The organism is Ruegeria sp. R14_0, from assembly GCF_017743975.1.
In the GTDB taxonomy this organism is placed as follows: Bacteria; Pseudomonadota; Alphaproteobacteria; order Rhodobacterales; family Rhodobacteraceae; genus Ruegeria.
Window position 1 is genome coordinate 884,365 of sequence record NZ_JAGHRC010000001.1, and the last position, 16,854, is coordinate 901,218.

Sequence of the window (16,854 nt, forward strand, 5' to 3'; positions counted from 1 at the left end):
CTAAAGGACAAGAAATGCTGGAAATCAAAAACCTGCACGTGAAACTTGAGGAAGAAGACAAGCAAATCCTCAAAGGTGTGGACCTAACGGTTGAAGCTGGCAAGGTGCATGCGATCATGGGGCCGAACGGCTCGGGGAAGTCGACGCTCAGCTATGTGCTTTCGGGGCGTGACGGCTACGAAGTGACCGAAGGCTCGGCCACTCTGGACGGCGAAGACCTGCTTGAGATGGAACCGGAAGAGCGCGCCGCAGCTGGTGTGTTTCTGGCGTTCCAATACCCGGTAGAAATTCCCGGCGTTGGCAACATGACCTTCCTGCGGACCGCTGTGAACGCGCAACGCAAGGCCCGGGGCGAGGACGAACTGTCGGCTGCCGACTTCCTGAAACTGGTCCGCGCCAAGGCGAAATCGCTGAAGATCGACGCGGATATGCTCAAGCGTCCGGTGAACGTTGGCTTCTCGGGTGGTGAGAAGAAGCGGAACGAAATCCTGCAGATGGCCATGCTGGAGCCTAAGATGTGCATCCTGGACGAAACGGACTCGGGTCTTGACGTCGATGCAATGAAGCTGGTGGCCGAAGGTGTGAACGCGCTGCGCGACGAGGGCCGTGGTTTCCTGGTCATTACGCACTATCAGCGTCTGCTTGATCACATCAAACCTGATGTTGTGCATATCATGGCAGATGGTCGGATCGTGAAAACCGGCGGGCCTGATCTGGCGCTGGAAGTCGAAAACAATGGTTACTCTGACATTCTGGCCGAGGTGAACTGATGGCGCTGCCCGAAGTTAAACAAACTGCGACCGAGGCGCGGTTGGCCACGCTGACCATGCCCGACGCCGGGTGTACCCGCGCCGCGCGTGAGGATGCGCTGGCGCGCGTGCTGGAAATGGGTTTGCCGGGTCGTCGCGACGAATATTGGAAATACACGCGCCCCGACAGCCTTGTGGTACCGGATGCAACTCCGGCTGCGGTTTTTGCTGATGACGAGTCGCTGGTGTTCAGCGAGTTCGACCGTCTGAAAATCGTGTTCGTGGACGGTGTCTTTAACGCCGATGAATCCGACGATCTGTCGATGGAAGGTGTTTCGATCGACCGGCTCGAAGATATCTGTTGCAAGGACATTCACTGGGCCAAGGACTTGTACGGCGTGCTGGAAGCGCGCGGGCAGACACCGGTTCAGCGCCCTCTGGCTGCGTTGAACACGGCCTTTGCGTCGGATGGTGTTGCGATCCATGTAACGGGCAAACCGTCGAAGCCGATCAACCTGATCTACCGCCACGCATCCGCGACATCAGACGCGATCCTGCACCACGTTATCCGTGTGGAAAGCGATGCCGAGGCGACCATCCTGGAAACTGGCCCCGCAGCCTCGCGCTTTAACAAGTGTATGGAGATCGACATTGCCGACAACGGCACGTTGCATCACGTGCGCGCGCAGGGCAGGGACCACGAACGCCGCGCAGCAACACACATGTTCACCCGTCTGGGGCAGGAATCGACCTATAAGTCCTTCACGCTGACTGTGAACGGAGTGTTGACGCGGAATGAACAGGTCATCGAACTGACCGGCGACGATGCGGTGGCCCACGTCGCAGGCGCGTGCGTGGGCGATGGTGACTTTCACCATGATGATACCGTGTTTGTTACCCACGACGCGGTGAACTGCGAAAGCCGCCAGGTCTTCAAGAAAGTGCTGCGCAATGGTGCGACCGGTGTGTTCCAAGGCAAGATCCTGGTGAAAGAGGGTGCTCAGAAGACGGATGGCTATCAGATCAGCCAGTCGCTTTTGCTGGATGACGACAGCCAGTTCCTCGCCAAGCCGGAACTTGAGATTTACGCCGACGATGTTGCATGTTCGCACGGCTCGACCTCGGGCGCGATCGACGAGACGGCACTGTTCTACTTGCGCTCGCGCGGGGTGCCGGTGAAGGACGCCACCAACATGCTGACGCTGGCGTTTTTGGCAGAGGCCGTCGATGAGATCGAGGATGAGGCGCTGGCCGAAGCCATCGTCACCCGCCTCGAAGGCTGGTTGTCGCGGCATAGCTGATGCCTGTGACTTCGGATATCGTGGCCACCTATCGGGGGCCGGGGCGAGTTGTGCGCCGGCTTCTTGATCTTGGTCCGCGCGAAGATAGGGCATTGGTGTTTGTCATGGCGTTCTGCGTCGTGGCATTCATCGCCCAATTGCCCAGCCTCGCACGCCGCGCGCACATCGAAGGCCTTGAGCTTGATATGCTTATGGGCGGTGCATTGATGGGCACTGTCTTTATCCTGCCTCTGTTTTTTTACCTGCTGGCTTTTGTCTCTTATGGCGCGGCGCGGCTGGCTGGAGGTAAGGGTACATCATATGGTGCAAGGCTGGCGCTGTTTTGGGCGCTACTTTCCTCGACGCCGCTGGTTCTGTTAAATGGGCTTGTTGCAGGATTTATCGGCTCTGGACCCGCTCTGACAATTGTGGGAGCTCTCTGGTTCGCCGTCTTCCTGTGGTTCTGGGTGGCAGGTCTCAGCCAAGCGCAAAGGCAACAAGAATGAATTCCACAGGCATTGCCCAACTTGCCGTACTGACCTTGACCAACCCGGCCCAAGCAGCCCGCCAGCTTTTGGCGCTGCGTCCGGGGCGCGAGGTTCTGTGGCTTGCCTTTGCCCTTGCTGTCATATTGAACGGCATAATCCAGTTGGGGATTGAACAGATGGTTCCGGTGCCCGAAGGGGAACCGGTTCTTCCGCCAGAGCCGATCTTTCTGGGCCTGCTGCGCTCGGCCGGTACCATGATGCTGAGCGTTGCTGCGTTTCTATTCGTCGGTCGGTTCCTGGGTGGTCGCGCCTCGTTCGAGGACATTCTGACGTTGACGATCTGGCTTCAATTTCTGCAGATCGCCGCGATGGTGGTAACGCTGGCGATCACGATTGTTCTGCCGTTCCTGATGGTGATGTTTTTGTTGGCAACAGCCGTGATCAGCCTTTATGTCACGCTACATTTCCTGAATGAAGCGCATCAATTCGGTTCGCTTGCAAAATCCTTTGGGGTCATCGTGTTATCTGCCTTGCTGGCAGTTCCCCTTGTCCTCGCACTTACGCCGGGCGGCCCGGTATAGGGAAAAAGACCATGTATGACGTGCAGAAAATTCGCTCAGACTTTCCGATCCTGTCACGGGAGGTGAATGGCAAGCCGCTGACCTATCTGGACAACGGCGCTTCGGCACAAAAGCCGCAGGTGGTGATCGACGCGGTCACACGCGCCTATGCCGAAGAGTATTCGAACGTCCATCGCGGGCTGCACTACCTGTCCAACCTCGCGACGGAAAAGTACGAATCTGTCCGCGGCACGATTGCCCGTTTTCTGGGGGCCGCGGATGAGAATGAAATCGTTCTGAATTCGGGCACCACCGAGGGGATCAATTTGGTCGCCTACGGCTGGGCAATGCCGCACTTGCAGGCTGGGGATGAGATCGTGCTGAGCGTGATGGAGCATCACGCCAACATCGTTCCCTGGCATTTTCTACGCGAACGGCAGGGTGTTGTTTTGAAATGGGTCGATGTGGATGCAGACGGCGGTTTGGACCCGCAGGCGGTGATCGACGCGATCGGGCCCAAGACGAAACTGGTTGCCGTTACCCAGTGTTCCAACGTTCTTGGCACGGTGGTTGATGTCAAAGCCATCACCGAAGGCGCTCATGCCAAGGGCGTTCCGGTGCTGGTCGATGGCAGCCAGGGCGCGGTTCATATGCCGGTGAACGTGCAGGATATCGGGTGCGATTTCTACGCCATCACCGGGCATAAGCTATACGGTCCGTCCGGTTCAGGCGCGATTTACATCAAATCCGAACGCATGGCCGAAATGCGCCCCTTCATTGGCGGCGGCGACATGATCAAAGAGGTCAGCAAGGATCAGGTGATCTACAACGATCCACCGATGAAGTTCGAGGCCGGCACGCCCGGTATCGTACAGACCATCGGTTTGGGCGTTGCTCTGGACTATATGATGGACCTGGGGATGGAGAACATCGCTGCGTACGAGGCTGGTCTGCGCGACTACGCAATGCAGAAACTGACGGGTCTGAACTGGCTGCAGGTACAGGGCACACGTCCCGACAAGGCCGCGATCTTCAGCTTCACACTGGATGGGGCAGGGCACGCACACGATGTCTCGACCATTCTGGACAAAAAGGGCGTAGCCGTGCGCGCCGGCCACCACTGCGCCGGGCCGCTGATGGATTTCTACGGTGTCACGGCCACTTGCCGCGCCAGCTTTGGCCTTTACAACACCACGGACGAGGTCGACACACTGATCGATGCGCTCGAACTGGCGCATGATTTGTTTGCGTGAATCCTGACCGATCCGGGAAGATTTGCAGTTGCACCCGGATCGGAACAAGGTTAGCTAACGGCCAAGGCACCTGTAGCTCAGCTGGATAGAGCGCTGCCCTCCGAAGGCAGAGGCCAGAGGTTCGAATCCTCTCAGGTGCGCCACTTCTTCGTCCAGATCACGTCAAAACCCGACGGTTCGCGCAGGCCCATAAGCGCATTTGGCTTTTTGATATGGATGATACGCCACCGTCCAAGTGGTGCGATTGGATTGCAGTTGGTTGTTGTTGCTTGCGTTTCGCTTAAAACCGCGAAGCGAAAACCAGCAGCAGGTAGGCAGACAACGCAACAACAATGGCAAAAATGACCACAGGTGGCCGTTTCTTCCTGTTTTTGAATTCGTGCTGAAAGGCCCCGGCGTGGTATGCTAAATACAGTGCCACAGCCAGCAAGAACAAGGCTAAGGCATTAATGGTAAACGAAATCACGGGTAACGTCCTGAACACAACGGCAGCACGCTGCCTTTAGATTACTGAGCCTAAGGTATCACTAGGGTACTTGTGAATACACTCAAATTAATTTCAGAATCCGTGGTTAATCAATCATTTTTGGCAACAAAACCTTCGGGTTTCCGTAGTAAAGGCAAAGGCACCCGCCCTTTTGCTAAAGTGTTGCTTCCAACGGACGACAACACGGGTCGCGCCCGAGCGCGCCGGTCGTTTCACAACTGTTCCTTTGCCGTTAGCCTGGTAGTTGCGGGATTCATCCCAAGAGAAATGGACGAGGTAGAAGCGATGCTATCAACCCATGCCGCCGATACAGATCGTTCCGGATATCTACGGCAGATCGCCTGAAACGGCGCTACTTTGTCTTTGAACATGCGACTTCGGCGCAATGAAGTGACCGCGAATAAACCGGCGCTTTTTCATGTTCTGCCACAAATATTAACAGACGCCGCTGTCCGTGGCTGGACATCAAATGCAGCCCTCCTGAAATCGAAATAACTCGCGTTCGAAGAAAGGAGTTCATCACCATGAAAGTCAAAAACAAAATCAGTGCCGCCATTCTGGCAATACCGGGCAGCCTGCTGGCCGCGGGGGTGGTCAATGCGGCCAACCTTACGAGTTTGGGTCGTCTGAGCGATGGAACCACAGTTTGGCGCATCACGAACGATTTGGATGCGCCTCAAACCGTGCGGTTGCAACAGTATGGCGGGACGTTCGACAAAGAGTTCGTCGTCAACCCGGGTACAACAATCGTTTACGGGGGAAAAGGTAACGGCGCTCAGACGCACAAAGCCTATTTCAACGGTGAAAGCACAACCAAAACCAAGGCCGCGGGCAACCAGGCTTACAATCCATCGCAATCCGGTCCTGCCGGACCACAAGGCCCGCAAGGCGCGACCGGACCACAGGGTGAAACCGGGCAACAAGGCGATGTGGGGCCGCAGGGTGAAACGGGACAAGTTGACTATGCGCGCATGATTCCTCTGCAAAACGAGATTGCCTCAAACCGGAATGCTATTGCGCGCAATGCGGAAAACATCGCCAACAATACGGCCGGAATCGCGGCGGCAATGTCCTTGGCGGCGTTGCAGCAGAATCCACATTACGACGGAATCCAGACATCTTTCGGTCTTGGGTACTATGATGGAGAGACCGGGTACTCGGGATTGGTCGGTATGAAGTTGAACGACCGCATTTACGGCAACGTTGGTGTTTCGTACGGGACAGAGCCGGGTGCAGTTGCTTCGATCACGATAAGCTGGTGATCGGACAAGGTGTTCGAGGTGCGTAATCCGATGCCGGCCTATTACTGCAAAGACTGAGCGCGGGACGACGCTCAATCAAAGTAGGAACGGCATTCTGGAGATCAGGGGCGTTAACCGCCCCAGCTGCGGACCTCGCCACAGTCCATGTGGACAAAGTTTGAACGGTAGTACTTGCCAACACCACCGGCGCGGCAGGACATGGCCGCTTTGGCCATTTGCGAAACCGAGCGCGACGACAGGCGCAGGTCAGCGGCCTGGCCTTTCATGTGCAGCGAGTTCTTTGCCACACGGCGCGAGCGCGAGCGCAGCATTGCGTTTGTTTGTGGTGAGCGATAGCCGGACAGCAGCGTGTAAGGCTCGTTTACGTCCAGCAGGTTGTGCGAAGCCGCCATAATATCGATGGTGCGCAGGTCCATGGATTTGACCTGATCGGTGCGCCAATCGCGCATGAAGTGGTTCACTTCCTTGACGGCGTCCTTGATGTATTTGCCATCCACCCAATAGATCATATCGATCCGTTCGCCGGTGCGGCCCGAATACATGCGGATACGACGGATATCGCCGCCGCCGCGCAAGAATCCTGCTGCGTTGGAATAAGTTGGTGCTGCTACAACTGCGGTTGCTGCAAATGCGCCCAATAGGGCACGCCGGGTCAAGCCCGATGTACTGCTCATCGTCATTTCAGTTTCGTCCCGTACTGTTCCTGCCTGCACACGATGTTACGCGCGCGGTGTTAATTTTTTCCCATCCCAGATGCGGGATTTATGACACAGCCGTGAACGGCCGCCAAGAAGTCTTTGAAATTCACCTTTTCAAGGGGGAATTTTCGGCAGTTTTTTGCGCAGGTGATGCAAATCGGTATAATATTGAGGCAATTAAGCATTGGCGTACTGCAGCCGATGCAAACGCGCATCAGGCAGAAGGGGATGCATCAATTTGATGCATTTGTGAATGGACAAATCCTTCGGCTGAAAACCATATTTTACCGACATGCGCCTCAGAACGCGCAAAGTATTGAATAATCAGGGCCATCCCATGCGAGCTTTTTTACGATTGCCAACACGTCTTATTTTCGCCGCTTTTGTTTCGGCGGCAGCATCTGTGGCAAATGCCCAGTCTGCTCCGGATACCGCGTTTCAAATGGCGGTGGCCGAGTTCGCGCCTTCCGGATCAGGACTGGCGGATTTTTATCGCGGCAACAATTTTGCCCCGATCTGGGTTGGTGAAAGCGCGGAGCATCAGGCGCGCCGGGCCCGTTTGATCCGGGCGTTGTCGTCGACGGATTTGCATGGATTGCCGCAAGGCGACTACGACGTGTCGTCCCTTATGTCTCAGATGCAGGACGCACGTTCGCTGCGGGACCTGGGCGCGGTTGAAATTGCGCTGAGCCGCGCGTTTGTCCGCTATGCAGATGACCTCTACGCAGGCGCGTTGCGGCCTGCGCAAATTGACGATGGGCTGGTGCGCAAAGTCTCACGACTGTCCGCCGCAGAACACTTGCAGGCGCTGACGGCCGCTGACGGAGACGCGTATTTCGACGAACTCGCGCCGCAATCGGTTCAGTACCGAGCATTGATGAAACAGAAGCTGGCTCTTGAGGCGCTCGTCCATCAGGGTGGATGGGGTGCGTCCGTTCCGGTGGACAAGCTGGAGCTTGGGGACACAGGCCCCAATGTCATTAAGCTGCGGAACCGTTTGATTTCAATGGGCTATCTCAAGCCCACAGCCAACCCGGTGTTCGATGACGCGTTGCTGGCTGCGGTAAAGGATTTTCAGCAGGCGCATGGTCTGGCTGCGGACGGTGTCGCTGGTCAAGGGACGATTACCGAGCTGAACCGGACCGCGTCCGAGCGCCTGAAGGCCGTCTATGTCGCCCTGGAACGCGAGCGTTGGTTGCCGCGCGAGAGGGGTGAGCGGCACATTCTGGTAAATCAGGCGGATTTCTCGGCCAAGATCGTTGATGAAGGCCGGGTCACGTTTGAAACCCGCGCCGTGATTGGCAAAAACGTTCATGATCGCCGTAGCCCCGAGTTTTCGGACGAGATGGAGCACATGGTCATCAACCCCAGCTGGTATGTCCCGCGCTCGATCATCACCAAGGAGTACTTGCCCAAACTGCAGTCCAACCCGAACGCTGTGGGGCATATCCAGATCACGGATCGCAGCGGTCGCGTTGTGAACCGGGGTGCCGTGGATTTCACGCAGTTCAACACTCGGAACTTCCCGTTTGCGATGCGGCAGCCGCCCAGCAAAAGTAATGCGCTGGGTCTGGTGAAGTTCATGTTCCCCAATAAGTACAACATCTATCTGCATGATACGCCTCAGAAATCTCTGTTCGCGCGCGAGGTGCGGGCGTTCTCGCATGGGTGTATCCGATTGGCGCAGCCGTTCGAGTTTGCATATGCGTTGTTGGCCAAGCAAGAGGAAGATCCAAAGGCGTTTTTCCATCGCATTCTGGCAACCGGCAAGGAAACGACAGTTCCGCTGGAACAGCATGTTCCGGTTCATCTGATCTATCGCACCGCCTATATTGGCCCGAAAGGTGAGGTGCAGTATCGCCGCGACGTCTATGACCGGGATCGGAAAATCTGGGAGGCTCTGCAGAAAGCAGGGGTGGCCCTGCCGGACGTTCAGGGGTAAGCACCGGGGGCAGGTCCTTAATTCGGGAAGCCCGTCATGCAGTATACCATTCAGCAGATCGCCGAAGCCCTGGGTGCCGAAAGCCAGGGCGATCTGAGCGTTATCATCGAGCGCGCCGCAGAACCGGCCGATGCGGGACCATCCGATCTGGCCATGGCGATGTCGCCGAAATACACCGAAGCGCTCAGCGCCGGGGCTGCTCGTGCTGCCGTGTTGTGGGAAGGTGCCGATTGGCAAGCCCTGGGTTTGAGCGCAGCGATATTTGTGCCGCGTCCGCGCATGGCGATGGCTGGCATCACGGCGATGCTGGATCGCGGGCAGGGGGTTGAACCGGGTATTCACCCCTCGGCCGTGATCGACCCGACAGCAGAAATTGGCGAAGGAGCTGCGATCGGTCCATTGGCCGTCATCGGAGCGCGGGTGCGCATAGGAAAGGGCGCGGTGATCGGCCCGCACTGTGTCATCGGCATGGATGCGGTTCTGGGTGATAGTGCCATTCTGCGCGAGATGGTTAGCATTGGCGCACGGGCGCAGATCGGGGATCGATTTATCGCGCAACCCGGGGCCCGGATCGGTGGCGATGGGTTCAGCTTTGTAACCCCCGAAGTCTCAGGTGCGGAAAACGCCCGAAAGACAATGGGCGATCAGGGCGAGGCTCGCGCGCAAAGTTGGCTGCGCATCCATTCCCTCGGTGCCGTGGAAATCGGTGACGATGTCGAGGTCGGTTCGAATTGTACCGTCGATAACGGCACTATTCGGAATACGCGCATCGGCGACGGTTCAAAACTCGATAACCTGGTCCACGTGGGGCACAATACACGTGTGGGTCGCGATTGCCTGTTGTGTGGGCAAACCGGCGTGTCGGGTTCTGTAGAGATCGGAAACAACGTTGTTCTGGGCGGTCAGACTGGGGTGGTCGACAACATCTTTATCGGCGATGGTGTGATCTCGGGCGGGGGGACAAAAATTCTGTCCAATGTGCCTAAAGGGCGTGTGATCATGGGCTATCCGGGTATCAAAATGGAAAGCCATACAGACATTTACAAAGCGCAGCGGCGTCTGCCGCGTTTGGCGCGTGACGTAGAGGCGCTGAAAAAGGCTGTTTCCAAATTGCCTTCGAGTGATTAAATCACCCTCAACAGGATAATCAGAGGATCGTCATGAGCATCAGCGACCGCGTCATCGCAATCATTGCAGAGCAGGCCGTGCTGGAGCCGTCTGATGTGACCCCCGAAAGCACGCTCGAGGATCTGGGCATCGACAGCCTTGGTCTGGTCGAGAGCATTTTTGCGATCGAGGAAGAGTTCGACATTTCGGTGCCGTTCAATGCCAACGAACCCAGCGCCAGCGACTTTGACATCACGAACGTTGCGGCGATCATCGCCGGGATCGAAAAGCTGGTGTCGGAAAAGGTCTGACATAATCTCATGAAACGCGTCGTTATTACCGGGGCCGGTACGATCAATTCACTGGGCCATTCGGTGGCCGATACGCTCGAGGCCATGCGGGAAGGGCGTTGTGGCATCTCTGACCTCGAGTTTCGGGATGTCGAGCGTTTGGCCATCAAGATCGGTGGGCAGGTTCGTGGCTTTGAGGCCGAGGGCCGGTTCAACCGTCAACAAATGAGCCTGTATGACCGGTTCACTCAATTCACGCTGACCGCAACGAAAGAGGCGATAGACCAGTCCGGGATTGAGTTTCACGGCGATCTGGCGGCGCGGTCTGGTGTGGTGCTTGGGACCGCCGGTGGCGGCGTTTCGACCTGGGACGACAATTACCGTTCTGTTTATGAGGATGGCAAAAACCGGGTTCACCCGTTTGTCGTTCCGAAACTGATGAACAACGCAGCCGCCAGCCACGTATCGATGGAACACAACCTGAAAGGGCCCAGCTTTACGGTCTCGACCGCGTGTGCTTCGTCCAACCACGCTATGGCGCTGGCGTTCCAAATGGTGCGCAGCGGCACAGCCCCGGCCATGGTGACGGGCGGTTCGGAATCGATGCTGTGTTTTGGCGGGGTGAAAGCCTGGGAAGGGCTGCGCGTGATGTCCAAGGACGCCTGCCGCCCGTTCAGCGCGAACCGGAACGGGATGGTTCAGGGCGAAGGCGCAGGTGTCTTCGTGTTCGAGGAGTACGAACACGCGCGCGCCCGTGGGGCTGATATTCTGTGCGAGGTCGTCGGTTTCGCGATGTCCTCCGACGCTGCAGATATCGTGATGCCCAGCAAACAAGGGGCTTCGCGGGCCATGTCCGGCGCGCTGGCCGATGCGCGGATCAGCGCAGACAAGGTTGGCTATATCAACGCCCACGGCACCGGTACTGCGGCCAATGACAAGACGGAATGCGCGGCCGTTGCGGATGTGTTTGGCCCGCACGCGGATGAACTGATGATCTCATCCACCAAGTCGATGCACGGTCACCTGATCGGAGGCACAGGCGCGGTTGAGCTGTTGGCCTGCATCATGGCGTTGCGGGACGGTGTGATCGCGCCCACCATTGGATACGAAGAACCCGATCCAGAATGCGCGTTGGATATCGTGCCGAACGAAGCGCGCGAGGCGCGTGTCGATGTAGTCCTGAGCAACGCGTTTGCCTTTGGCGGCTTGAACGCGGTGCTGGCGCTGAAACGCGTTTAAGCCAACGACCTGATATAAAAAAGCGCCACCGAAGGACTTCGGCGGCGCTTATTTTATTGAGCGTAGATCAGTTCTGAAGAACGTTCAAACCTTCGAACCCGGCGGTGAAGCCGGACAGCGAAACTTGCAGTTCCAAAAGCTGGTTGGGGGCCAGAACGGATACCAGCGACAGCTTGGCGGTCGAGCCGGCCTTCATCGCGTCCACATCCCCTTGGGTAAAGCCGAGCTGAGCAAGGCAGCCAACAGGGTTGCAGTGATGATAGTCATAGCGTTTGCCCGGGCCGCCATCGATCGAAAAGGCGATTTGTGCCTGAAGCATAGTTTCCAGCGGAACCACGACAGTTGCACCCGCAACGGCGGCAACGCCTTCGGGCAGCCGTTCAATGGTGATCTCTGCGATCGGTTGACCTTGCTCACCGGTCAGGATCTGGCGCATCGCGCAGGGATCTTCTTCGTTGTTGGTATTGATGCAAAGGATGGCCCAGTCGCCTTGTTCCTCTTTGATGTATTGCTCTCCCAGACGGGGGCCAGTTTCGCCCAAGTCCAGATCGGAACCGACCCCGGTCTGCGGTTGGGTTTCGGTGTCCTGTGTCGCCTCTTGGGCAAATGCAGCGCCGCTGCACAAGGCGGCGGTCACCAGGCTTACGGATAGGATGTTCTTGATCATAAGTGCCTCGGCAATGTGTGTGTTGGACTTTTTCTTTCGTCTATCATCCCTCGCCAACAGTGTCAGCGGCTAAGGTGGCGCAATTCAAGATGTGATCGGATTTTTGCCGCCTTTCGAGGAGCAGAAAAGGGCAAGCTCACAAACGACAAAGGGAGCCGATAGAGCGGCTCCCTTCGATATAATTTTCTCCCCGTCGGACTGGCCGACTTAGTTATGCGCAGACGTTACGAAAGGCAGACGCAGCGGTCAACTGCTAACCTGAATTTTTAATGTTACGACCATGATTTGTGAAAAAAACCGCGCCCGGAGGCGCGGTCAGTCGACAGGGAGGAAATATGCTGACCCACAACCACAGCCGGGGGACAGCAATTAGACTTTCGCAGGCAAAGGTTAAATTTGTATGCTGGCCGCAGATCGGTGGAAACAAGGCCTTACATTCATGGACGAAAACATCTTTTTGGGCGGTTCGGGCAACGACTATAGCCAACCGCAGTCGCTAACGCTGAAATATGCCAATCGCCATGGCATGATCGCCGGGGCGACTGGAACCGGCAAAACCGTGACGCTGCAAATTCTGGCCGAAGGGTTTTCGCAAGCAGGCGTTCCGGTTTTTCTGTCAGATGTCAAAGGCGACTTGTCCGGTCTGGCAAAGGCGGGCAGCGAAGGTCACAAACTCCACCAGGCTTTTCAGGAACGGGCGCAACGCATCGGCTTTGCCGATTATTCCTATGCCGCTTGTCCGGTCACCTTTTGGGATCTTTTCGGGGAACAGGGGCACCCCGTTCGGACCACAGTAACCGAAATGGGCCCCTTGTTGCTGTCGCGGTTAATGGATCTGAGCGAGGCGCAAGAAGGGATTTTGAACATCGCATTCCGGGTGGCCGACGAAGAAGGCCTGCCATTGCTGGACCTCAAGGATCTGCAATCTCTGCTGGTCTGGATCGGAGAGAACCGAGCGCAGTTGTCTTTGCGCTACGGCAATGTTTCAACCGCTTCGATCGGAGCGATCCAGCGCCGTCTGTTGGTGCTCGAAAATCAGGGCGGCACCAAGTTGTTTGGCGAACCGGCTTTGGAACTGGCCGATCTGATGCGCGTGGACGAAAACGGGCAGGGTTTCGTGAACATCCTGGCCGCCGATAAGTTGATGGGCTCGCCACGCCTCTATGCAACCTTCCTGCTGTGGTTGCTGAGCGAATTGTTCGAGGAACTACCCGAGGTTGGCGACCCGGACAAGCCAAAGCTGGTTTTCTTTTTCGACGAGGCGCATTTGCTGTTCGATGACGCGCCCAAGGTGTTGGTGGACAAGGTCGAACAGGTCGCGCGGCTTATTCGTTCCAAAGGCGTGGGCGTCTATTTTATCTCGCAAAATCCGGCGGATATTCCCGAAGACATTCTGGGCCAGTTGGGCAACCGGGTGCAGCACGCCCTGCGCGCGTTCACGGCACGGGACCGTAAAAACCTGCGTCTTGCAGCCGAGACCTATCGGGAAAACCCGGCCTTCGATACGGAACAAGCCATCCGCGAGGTTGGTGTTGGCGAGGCCGTAACCTCGATGCTGCAGAAAAAAGGGGTTCCGGGGATTGTTGAACGAACACTGATCCGCCCGCCGGGATCGCAGCTTGGTCCGATCACCAAGACCGAACGCAAGGCGCTGATGGATGCTTCGGCAATGAAGGTTAAATACGGAAAGCTGGCGGATCGGAAATCAGCCTTTGAAATCCTGCAAGCCCGCGCAAACGCAGCGGCGCAGGCAGCGGCCGAAGCCGAAGAACAGATCGAGACGCAATCGACGGCAGAACGGGAATTCGCAACAGCGCGACGTTATTCCGGCAGCCGCGTCGGTCGATCCTCATCTCGCGTCATGCGCAAGAAAGATACATTCGCAACCGCGATGAGCGAGGCGGTAATCAAAGAACTGAAAGGCACGACAGGACGCCGCATCGTGCGCGGCATTCTGGGCGGGTTGTTCAAGGCTCGCTGACGGGCAAAGGGCCGGGCAGGTTAGACCTGCCCGAGGCCTGACACGTTACTTCAGACGGCGTTGGCCTTCCTGACGGCAATAGGCGTCCGCTTCGGGCACAGACATCTTGGTCGCCGGGAAATTGATCGCGCGATCCCAGGTCACACGGTCCTGGCGATACAGCTGACAAGTGACTTCGCCTTTGGGCGTTTGCACTTTGACCGGAGTGGACTCGAGATCTTCCGGTGTCGGGATACAGCCGGCAAGGGCAGCGAACAGCGGGACGATGAGGATTGTTTTGGTGAGAGAAATATTCATGCGCACTCTTCTTCTACTCGTAGGTTTCCCGGATGATCGCGGGCCAAGCGTCAAATTAGCGTAAATTCTGGCCAAAAAGAGGGCTGGATCATGACGGTACTGGGTTCGTCTAATCGGTATACCCCATAAAATCAAGAAACCGCGCCAAAGGTTTAGCGCGGTTTCAAGAATTGATTGTCTGTGATCCTACTTTTCCGGGATCAAACCCCGTGGGCTGAACCTGAGAACGATCAAAAGGATCAGTCCCATGGTGAACAGACGCATATGCGCGGCGCTTTCGATCAGATGCGCCTTGAGCGCGCTGCCATCTGGCATTCCGGCGGTAATCAGGTTCATCAGCCACAGGCCGATTGGCTCGACCTGAACCCAAAGGAACCAGATCAGGAACGCCCCCAGAACCGCGCCAAAGTTGTTGCCGGATCCTCCGACGATCACCATGACCCAGACCAAAAAGGTGAACCGCAGCGGGTTGTAGGTGCTGGGCGTCAGCTGCCCGTCCAGCGTGGTCATCATCGCGCCGGCGATCCCGCAGATTGCCGAGCCCAGGATGAAGATCTGCAAGTGGCGGCGGGTGACGTCCTTGCCCATCGCCTCGGCGGCGACCTCATTGTCGCGGATGGCGCGCATCATACGGCCCCAGGGGCTGTGCAACGCCTTCTGCGCCATCCAAAGCAGAACCAGCAAAACAATCAGGAACAGCAGCGAATAGCCCAGCTTGACCGACAGGGTCGAAGCTGTAACCAGATCCAGTCCAAACCATTCGGCGCGGGCAATGAAGCTCGGGTCGTTCTGGAGTTCGACCTCGTACCCAACCACGGGCGAGGGGCGCGGGATGCCGTAGACGTTTTTGACGCCGCGGGCCAACCAATCCTCGTTCTTCATGATCGCAATGATGATCTCGGCAATACCCAGCGTCGCAATCGCAAGATAGTCCGAGCGCAGACCCAGCGCTGTTTTGCCGATCAACCAGGCGGCACCGGCGGCCAGTAGACCGCCCGCAGGCCAGGCCAGCAGCACCGGCATGTTCAAACCACCAAGGTTACCTGCGATGGCAGGGTCAATCGCCTCGACCCCGGCCACGTTGGGATCAAATACAGCGCGATAGACAAAGAATCCCACGATCAGGATGGCGATGATCGTCAGCGTGCGCATCCGGCCTTTGGGCATGCGCGTCGCGACCATCACGGCGGCCACAACCGTCGCCGCGCCCAGCAACAGCGCCAAAACAATGCCATATCCGCCCGAGGACCAAGCCCCCGGCGTCGGTGGGGTCGAGATCAGCACAACCGCAAGACCGCCCAGCGCGACAAAGCCCATGACACCAACGTTGAACAGGCCCGCAAAGCCCCATTGCAGGTTCACCCCGATCGCCATGATGGCCGAGATCAGCCCCATGTTCAGGATCAGGATTGCCGTGTTCCAGCTTTGCGTGAAACCGGTCAGCAGGATAAGGCCGCCGACGACGATGAAAAGCAGCGTGTTTTTGACGGACTCGGTCATACCGCTTTCCCCTTAAACAGGCCCGTAGGCTTGAACAGCAGCACGATCAGCAAGATGACAAAGCTGACGGCGAATTTGTAATCGGTAGACAGGAACTGCACCAAACCGGACGGGGCAAGGTTTTCAGGTGCAATATAGGTCAGCACCTTTTTCCACGCATAGGTGATGGTCACCTCGGAAAACGCGATAATGAACCCACCGGCAATGGCGCCCAGAGGATTGCCGAGGCCACCCACGATGGCAGAGGCAAAGATCGGCAGCAGCAGTTGGAAATAGACAAAGGGCTTAAAGCTCTTGTCCAGCCCGTACAGCACGCCTGCGGTGGTGGCCAAGGCTGCAACGATGATCCATGTGATCATCACGACGCGTTCCGGGTTGATGCCCGACAGCAGCGCCAGATCTTCGTTATCGGAATAGGCGCGCATCGACTTGCCGGTGCGCGTCTTGTTCAGAAACCAGAACAGAAGTGCCACGGCGACAACTGCAACAATCACGGTGATGCCTTGCGATGTCTTGATCGCCAGACCTTCGCGCAGACCGGTCATCGCCTTGAAGTCACGGGCAGAAACAATGAACCGCGCGCCGTCCGAGAACCTTTGATCATCCGGTCCGATGATAAAACGTACCAGGCCATTCATGATGAACATGACACCCATGGACACGATCACAAGGATCACCGGTTTGGCCTTTTGTTCCCGATAGAACCGATAGACCAGCCGATCTGTGATGAGCACCAGAACGATACAGCCCAGAATCGCAAAGGGCAGGGCCAACAGGGCGGTCGGCAAGGGCCCAAAGCTGACGCCTGCGGCTTGCAGACCCCACGTGACCAGCACCGCAACCATCGCGCCAAATGCCATTGTGTCGCCATGGGCAAAATTCGAAAACCGCAGGATGCCATAGATGAGTGTGACCCCCAGCGCCCCAAGCGCCAATTGGCTGCCGTAAGCAACCGCAGGCACGATGACAAAGTTTGCCAGCGCGACTAACGCGTTCAATAAGTCCATGTGATCGTCTCGTTCTTTCGGGTGCGGCTTTATGGCATGCGTTTTGC

16 protein-coding genes and 1 tRNA gene are annotated in these 16,854 nt (G+C 57.2%); 12 read left to right on the forward strand and 5 right to left on the reverse strand.

Annotation, left to right across the window (positions count from 1 at the left end):
• The first annotated feature begins 14 nt into the window (after positions 1-14).
• From sufC to J7416_RS22755, 7 genes are all read left to right on the forward strand, one after another.
• The gene (gene sufC, locus J7416_RS04305; protein ID WP_209223386.1) at positions 15-770 is read left to right on the forward strand and encodes a Fe-S cluster assembly ATPase SufC; all 756 of its coding nucleotides are present in this window, start codon (positions 15-17) and stop codon (positions 768-770) included.
• Positions 770-2,050 carry a Fe-S cluster assembly protein SufD gene (gene sufD / locus J7416_RS04310; protein WP_209223388.1) on the forward strand — a complete coding sequence of 427 codons (1,281 nt, stop codon included), beginning with the start codon at positions 770-772 and terminating at the stop codon, positions 2,048-2,050. The genes sufC and sufD overlap by 1 nt, the downstream gene beginning before the upstream one ends.
• The gene (locus tag J7416_RS04315; protein ID WP_209223390.1) at positions 2,050-2,535 is read left to right on the forward strand and encodes a YIP1 family protein; all 486 of its coding nucleotides are present in this window, start codon (positions 2,050-2,052) and stop codon (positions 2,533-2,535) included. Before sufD ends, J7416_RS04315 begins: the two co-directional genes overlap by 1 nt.
• Positions 2,532-3,098, forward strand: coding sequence for a Yip1 family protein (locus J7416_RS04320; RefSeq protein ID WP_209223392.1), 567 nt, complete (start codon positions 2,532-2,534; stop codon positions 3,096-3,098). Before J7416_RS04315 ends, J7416_RS04320 begins: the two co-directional genes overlap by 4 nt.
• Positions 3,099-3,109: 11 nt before the next feature.
• Complete coding sequence (locus J7416_RS04325; protein WP_209223393.1) at positions 3,110-4,330, forward strand: cysteine desulfurase; 1,221 nt, start codon at positions 3,110-3,112, stop codon at positions 4,328-4,330.
• A gap of 66 nt (positions 4,331-4,396) precedes the next feature.
• A tRNA-Arg gene (locus J7416_RS04330) sits at positions 4,397-4,473 on the forward strand.
• Positions 4,474-5,341: 868 nt separating this feature from the next.
• Positions 5,342-6,079: a collagen-like protein gene (locus J7416_RS22755; protein WP_209223395.1), complete on the forward strand. Its 738-nt coding sequence runs from the start codon at positions 5,342-5,344 to the stop codon at positions 6,077-6,079.
• Positions 6,080-6,189: 110 nt separating this feature from the next.
• Here the strand turns inward: J7416_RS22755 and J7416_RS04340 are convergent, their stop codons facing one another.
• Positions 6,190-6,759: a DUF882 domain-containing protein gene (locus J7416_RS04340; protein ID WP_209223397.1), complete on the reverse strand. Its 570-nt coding sequence runs from the start codon at positions 6,757-6,759 to the stop codon at positions 6,190-6,192.
• 355 nt (positions 6,760-7,114) lie between these two features.
• Here J7416_RS04340 and J7416_RS04345 point away from each other — a divergent pair, with 355 nt between their 5' ends.
• The 4 genes from J7416_RS04345 to J7416_RS04360 are packed head-to-tail and all read left to right on the forward strand — an operon-like array spanning position 7,115 to position 11,355.
• Positions 7,115-8,719: a L,D-transpeptidase family protein gene (locus J7416_RS04345; protein WP_209223399.1), complete on the forward strand. Its 1,605-nt coding sequence runs from the start codon at positions 7,115-7,117 to the stop codon at positions 8,717-8,719.
• A 36-nt stretch (positions 8,720-8,755) separates the two neighbouring features.
• Positions 8,756-9,847, forward strand: a complete 1,092-nt coding sequence (gene lpxD / locus J7416_RS04350) for a UDP-3-O-(3-hydroxymyristoyl)glucosamine N-acyltransferase (protein ID WP_209223401.1) — start codon at positions 8,756-8,758, stop codon at positions 9,845-9,847.
• Positions 9,848-9,879: 32 nt separating this feature from the next.
• A complete protein-coding gene (locus J7416_RS04355; protein ID WP_170424789.1) occupies positions 9,880-10,137 on the forward strand; it encodes an acyl carrier protein in 258 nt (85 codons plus the stop codon).
• A 9-nt stretch (positions 10,138-10,146) separates the two neighbouring features.
• Positions 10,147-11,355: a beta-ketoacyl-[acyl-carrier-protein] synthase family protein gene (locus tag J7416_RS04360; RefSeq protein WP_209223403.1), complete on the forward strand. Its 1,209-nt coding sequence runs from the start codon at positions 10,147-10,149 to the stop codon at positions 11,353-11,355.
• Between the two features lie 67 nt (positions 11,356-11,422).
• On the opposite strand, the gene J7416_RS04365 is transcribed toward J7416_RS04360, so the two are convergent.
• The gene (locus tag J7416_RS04365) at positions 11,423-12,022 is read right to left on the reverse strand and encodes an invasion associated locus B family protein (RefSeq protein ID WP_209223405.1); all 600 of its coding nucleotides are present in this window, start codon (positions 12,020-12,022) and stop codon (positions 11,423-11,425) included.
• A 439-nt stretch (positions 12,023-12,461) separates the two neighbouring features.
• Between J7416_RS04365 and J7416_RS04370 the strand changes: the two genes are divergently transcribed.
• Entirely contained in the window at positions 12,462-14,003 is a 1,542-nt protein-coding gene (locus J7416_RS04370; protein WP_209223823.1) for a helicase HerA-like domain-containing protein, read from the forward strand.
• Positions 14,004-14,048: 45 nt separating this feature from the next.
• Here the strand turns inward: J7416_RS04370 and J7416_RS04375 are convergent, their stop codons facing one another.
• The 3 genes from J7416_RS04375 to J7416_RS04385 form a co-directional block, all read right to left on the reverse strand.
• On the reverse strand, positions 14,049-14,300 hold the full coding sequence (locus J7416_RS04375; protein WP_209223407.1) for a hypothetical protein: 252 nt from the start codon (positions 14,298-14,300) through the stop codon (positions 14,049-14,051).
• Positions 14,301-14,486: 186 nt separating this feature from the next.
• A complete protein-coding gene (locus J7416_RS04380; RefSeq protein WP_209223410.1) occupies positions 14,487-15,800 on the reverse strand; it encodes a branched-chain amino acid ABC transporter permease in 1,314 nt (437 codons plus the stop codon).
• Complete coding sequence (locus tag J7416_RS04385; protein WP_209223411.1) at positions 15,797-16,807, reverse strand: branched-chain amino acid ABC transporter permease; 1,011 nt, start codon at positions 16,805-16,807, stop codon at positions 15,797-15,799. The genes J7416_RS04380 and J7416_RS04385 overlap by 4 nt, the downstream gene beginning before the upstream one ends.
• Positions 16,808-16,854: the final 47 nt, after the last annotated feature.

What these genes read in the sequence shown, in the direction of transcription:
- sufC (WP_209223386.1), top strand. Translation starts at nt 15, where the DNA reads ATGCTGGAAATCAAAAACCTGCACGTGAAACTTGAGGAAGAAGACAAG.
- sufD (WP_209223388.1), top strand. Translation starts at nt 770, where the DNA reads ATGGCGCTGCCCGAAGTTAAACAAACTGCGACCGAGGCGCGGTTGGCC.
- J7416_RS04315 (WP_209223390.1), top strand. Translation starts at nt 2,050, where the DNA reads ATGCCTGTGACTTCGGATATCGTGGCCACCTATCGGGGGCCGGGGCGA.
- J7416_RS04320 (WP_209223392.1), top strand. Translation starts at nt 2,532, where the DNA reads ATGAATTCCACAGGCATTGCCCAACTTGCCGTACTGACCTTGACCAAC.
- J7416_RS04325 (WP_209223393.1), top strand. Translation starts at nt 3,110, where the DNA reads ATGTATGACGTGCAGAAAATTCGCTCAGACTTTCCGATCCTGTCACGG.
- J7416_RS22755 (WP_209223395.1), top strand. Translation starts at nt 5,342, where the DNA reads ATGAAAGTCAAAAACAAAATCAGTGCCGCCATTCTGGCAATACCGGGC.
- J7416_RS04340 (WP_209223397.1), bottom strand. Translation starts at nt 6,759, where the DNA reads ATGACGATGAGCAGTACATCGGGCTTGACCCGGCGTGCCCTATTGGGC.
- J7416_RS04345 (WP_209223399.1), top strand. Translation starts at nt 7,115, where the DNA reads ATGCGAGCTTTTTTACGATTGCCAACACGTCTTATTTTCGCCGCTTTT.
- lpxD (WP_209223401.1), top strand. Translation starts at nt 8,756, where the DNA reads ATGCAGTATACCATTCAGCAGATCGCCGAAGCCCTGGGTGCCGAAAGC.
- J7416_RS04355 (WP_170424789.1), top strand. Translation starts at nt 9,880, where the DNA reads ATGAGCATCAGCGACCGCGTCATCGCAATCATTGCAGAGCAGGCCGTG.
- J7416_RS04360 (WP_209223403.1), top strand. Translation starts at nt 10,147, where the DNA reads ATGAAACGCGTCGTTATTACCGGGGCCGGTACGATCAATTCACTGGGC.
- J7416_RS04365 (WP_209223405.1), bottom strand. Translation starts at nt 12,022, where the DNA reads ATGATCAAGAACATCCTATCCGTAAGCCTGGTGACCGCCGCCTTGTGC.
- J7416_RS04370 (WP_209223823.1), top strand. Translation starts at nt 12,462, where the DNA reads ATGGACGAAAACATCTTTTTGGGCGGTTCGGGCAACGACTATAGCCAA.
- J7416_RS04375 (WP_209223407.1), bottom strand. Translation starts at nt 14,300, where the DNA reads ATGAATATTTCTCTCACCAAAACAATCCTCATCGTCCCGCTGTTCGCT.
- J7416_RS04380 (WP_209223410.1), bottom strand. Translation starts at nt 15,800, where the DNA reads ATGACCGAGTCCGTCAAAAACACGCTGCTTTTCATCGTCGTCGGCGGC.
- J7416_RS04385 (WP_209223411.1), bottom strand. Translation starts at nt 16,807, where the DNA reads ATGGACTTATTGAACGCGTTAGTCGCGCTGGCAAACTTTGTCATCGTG.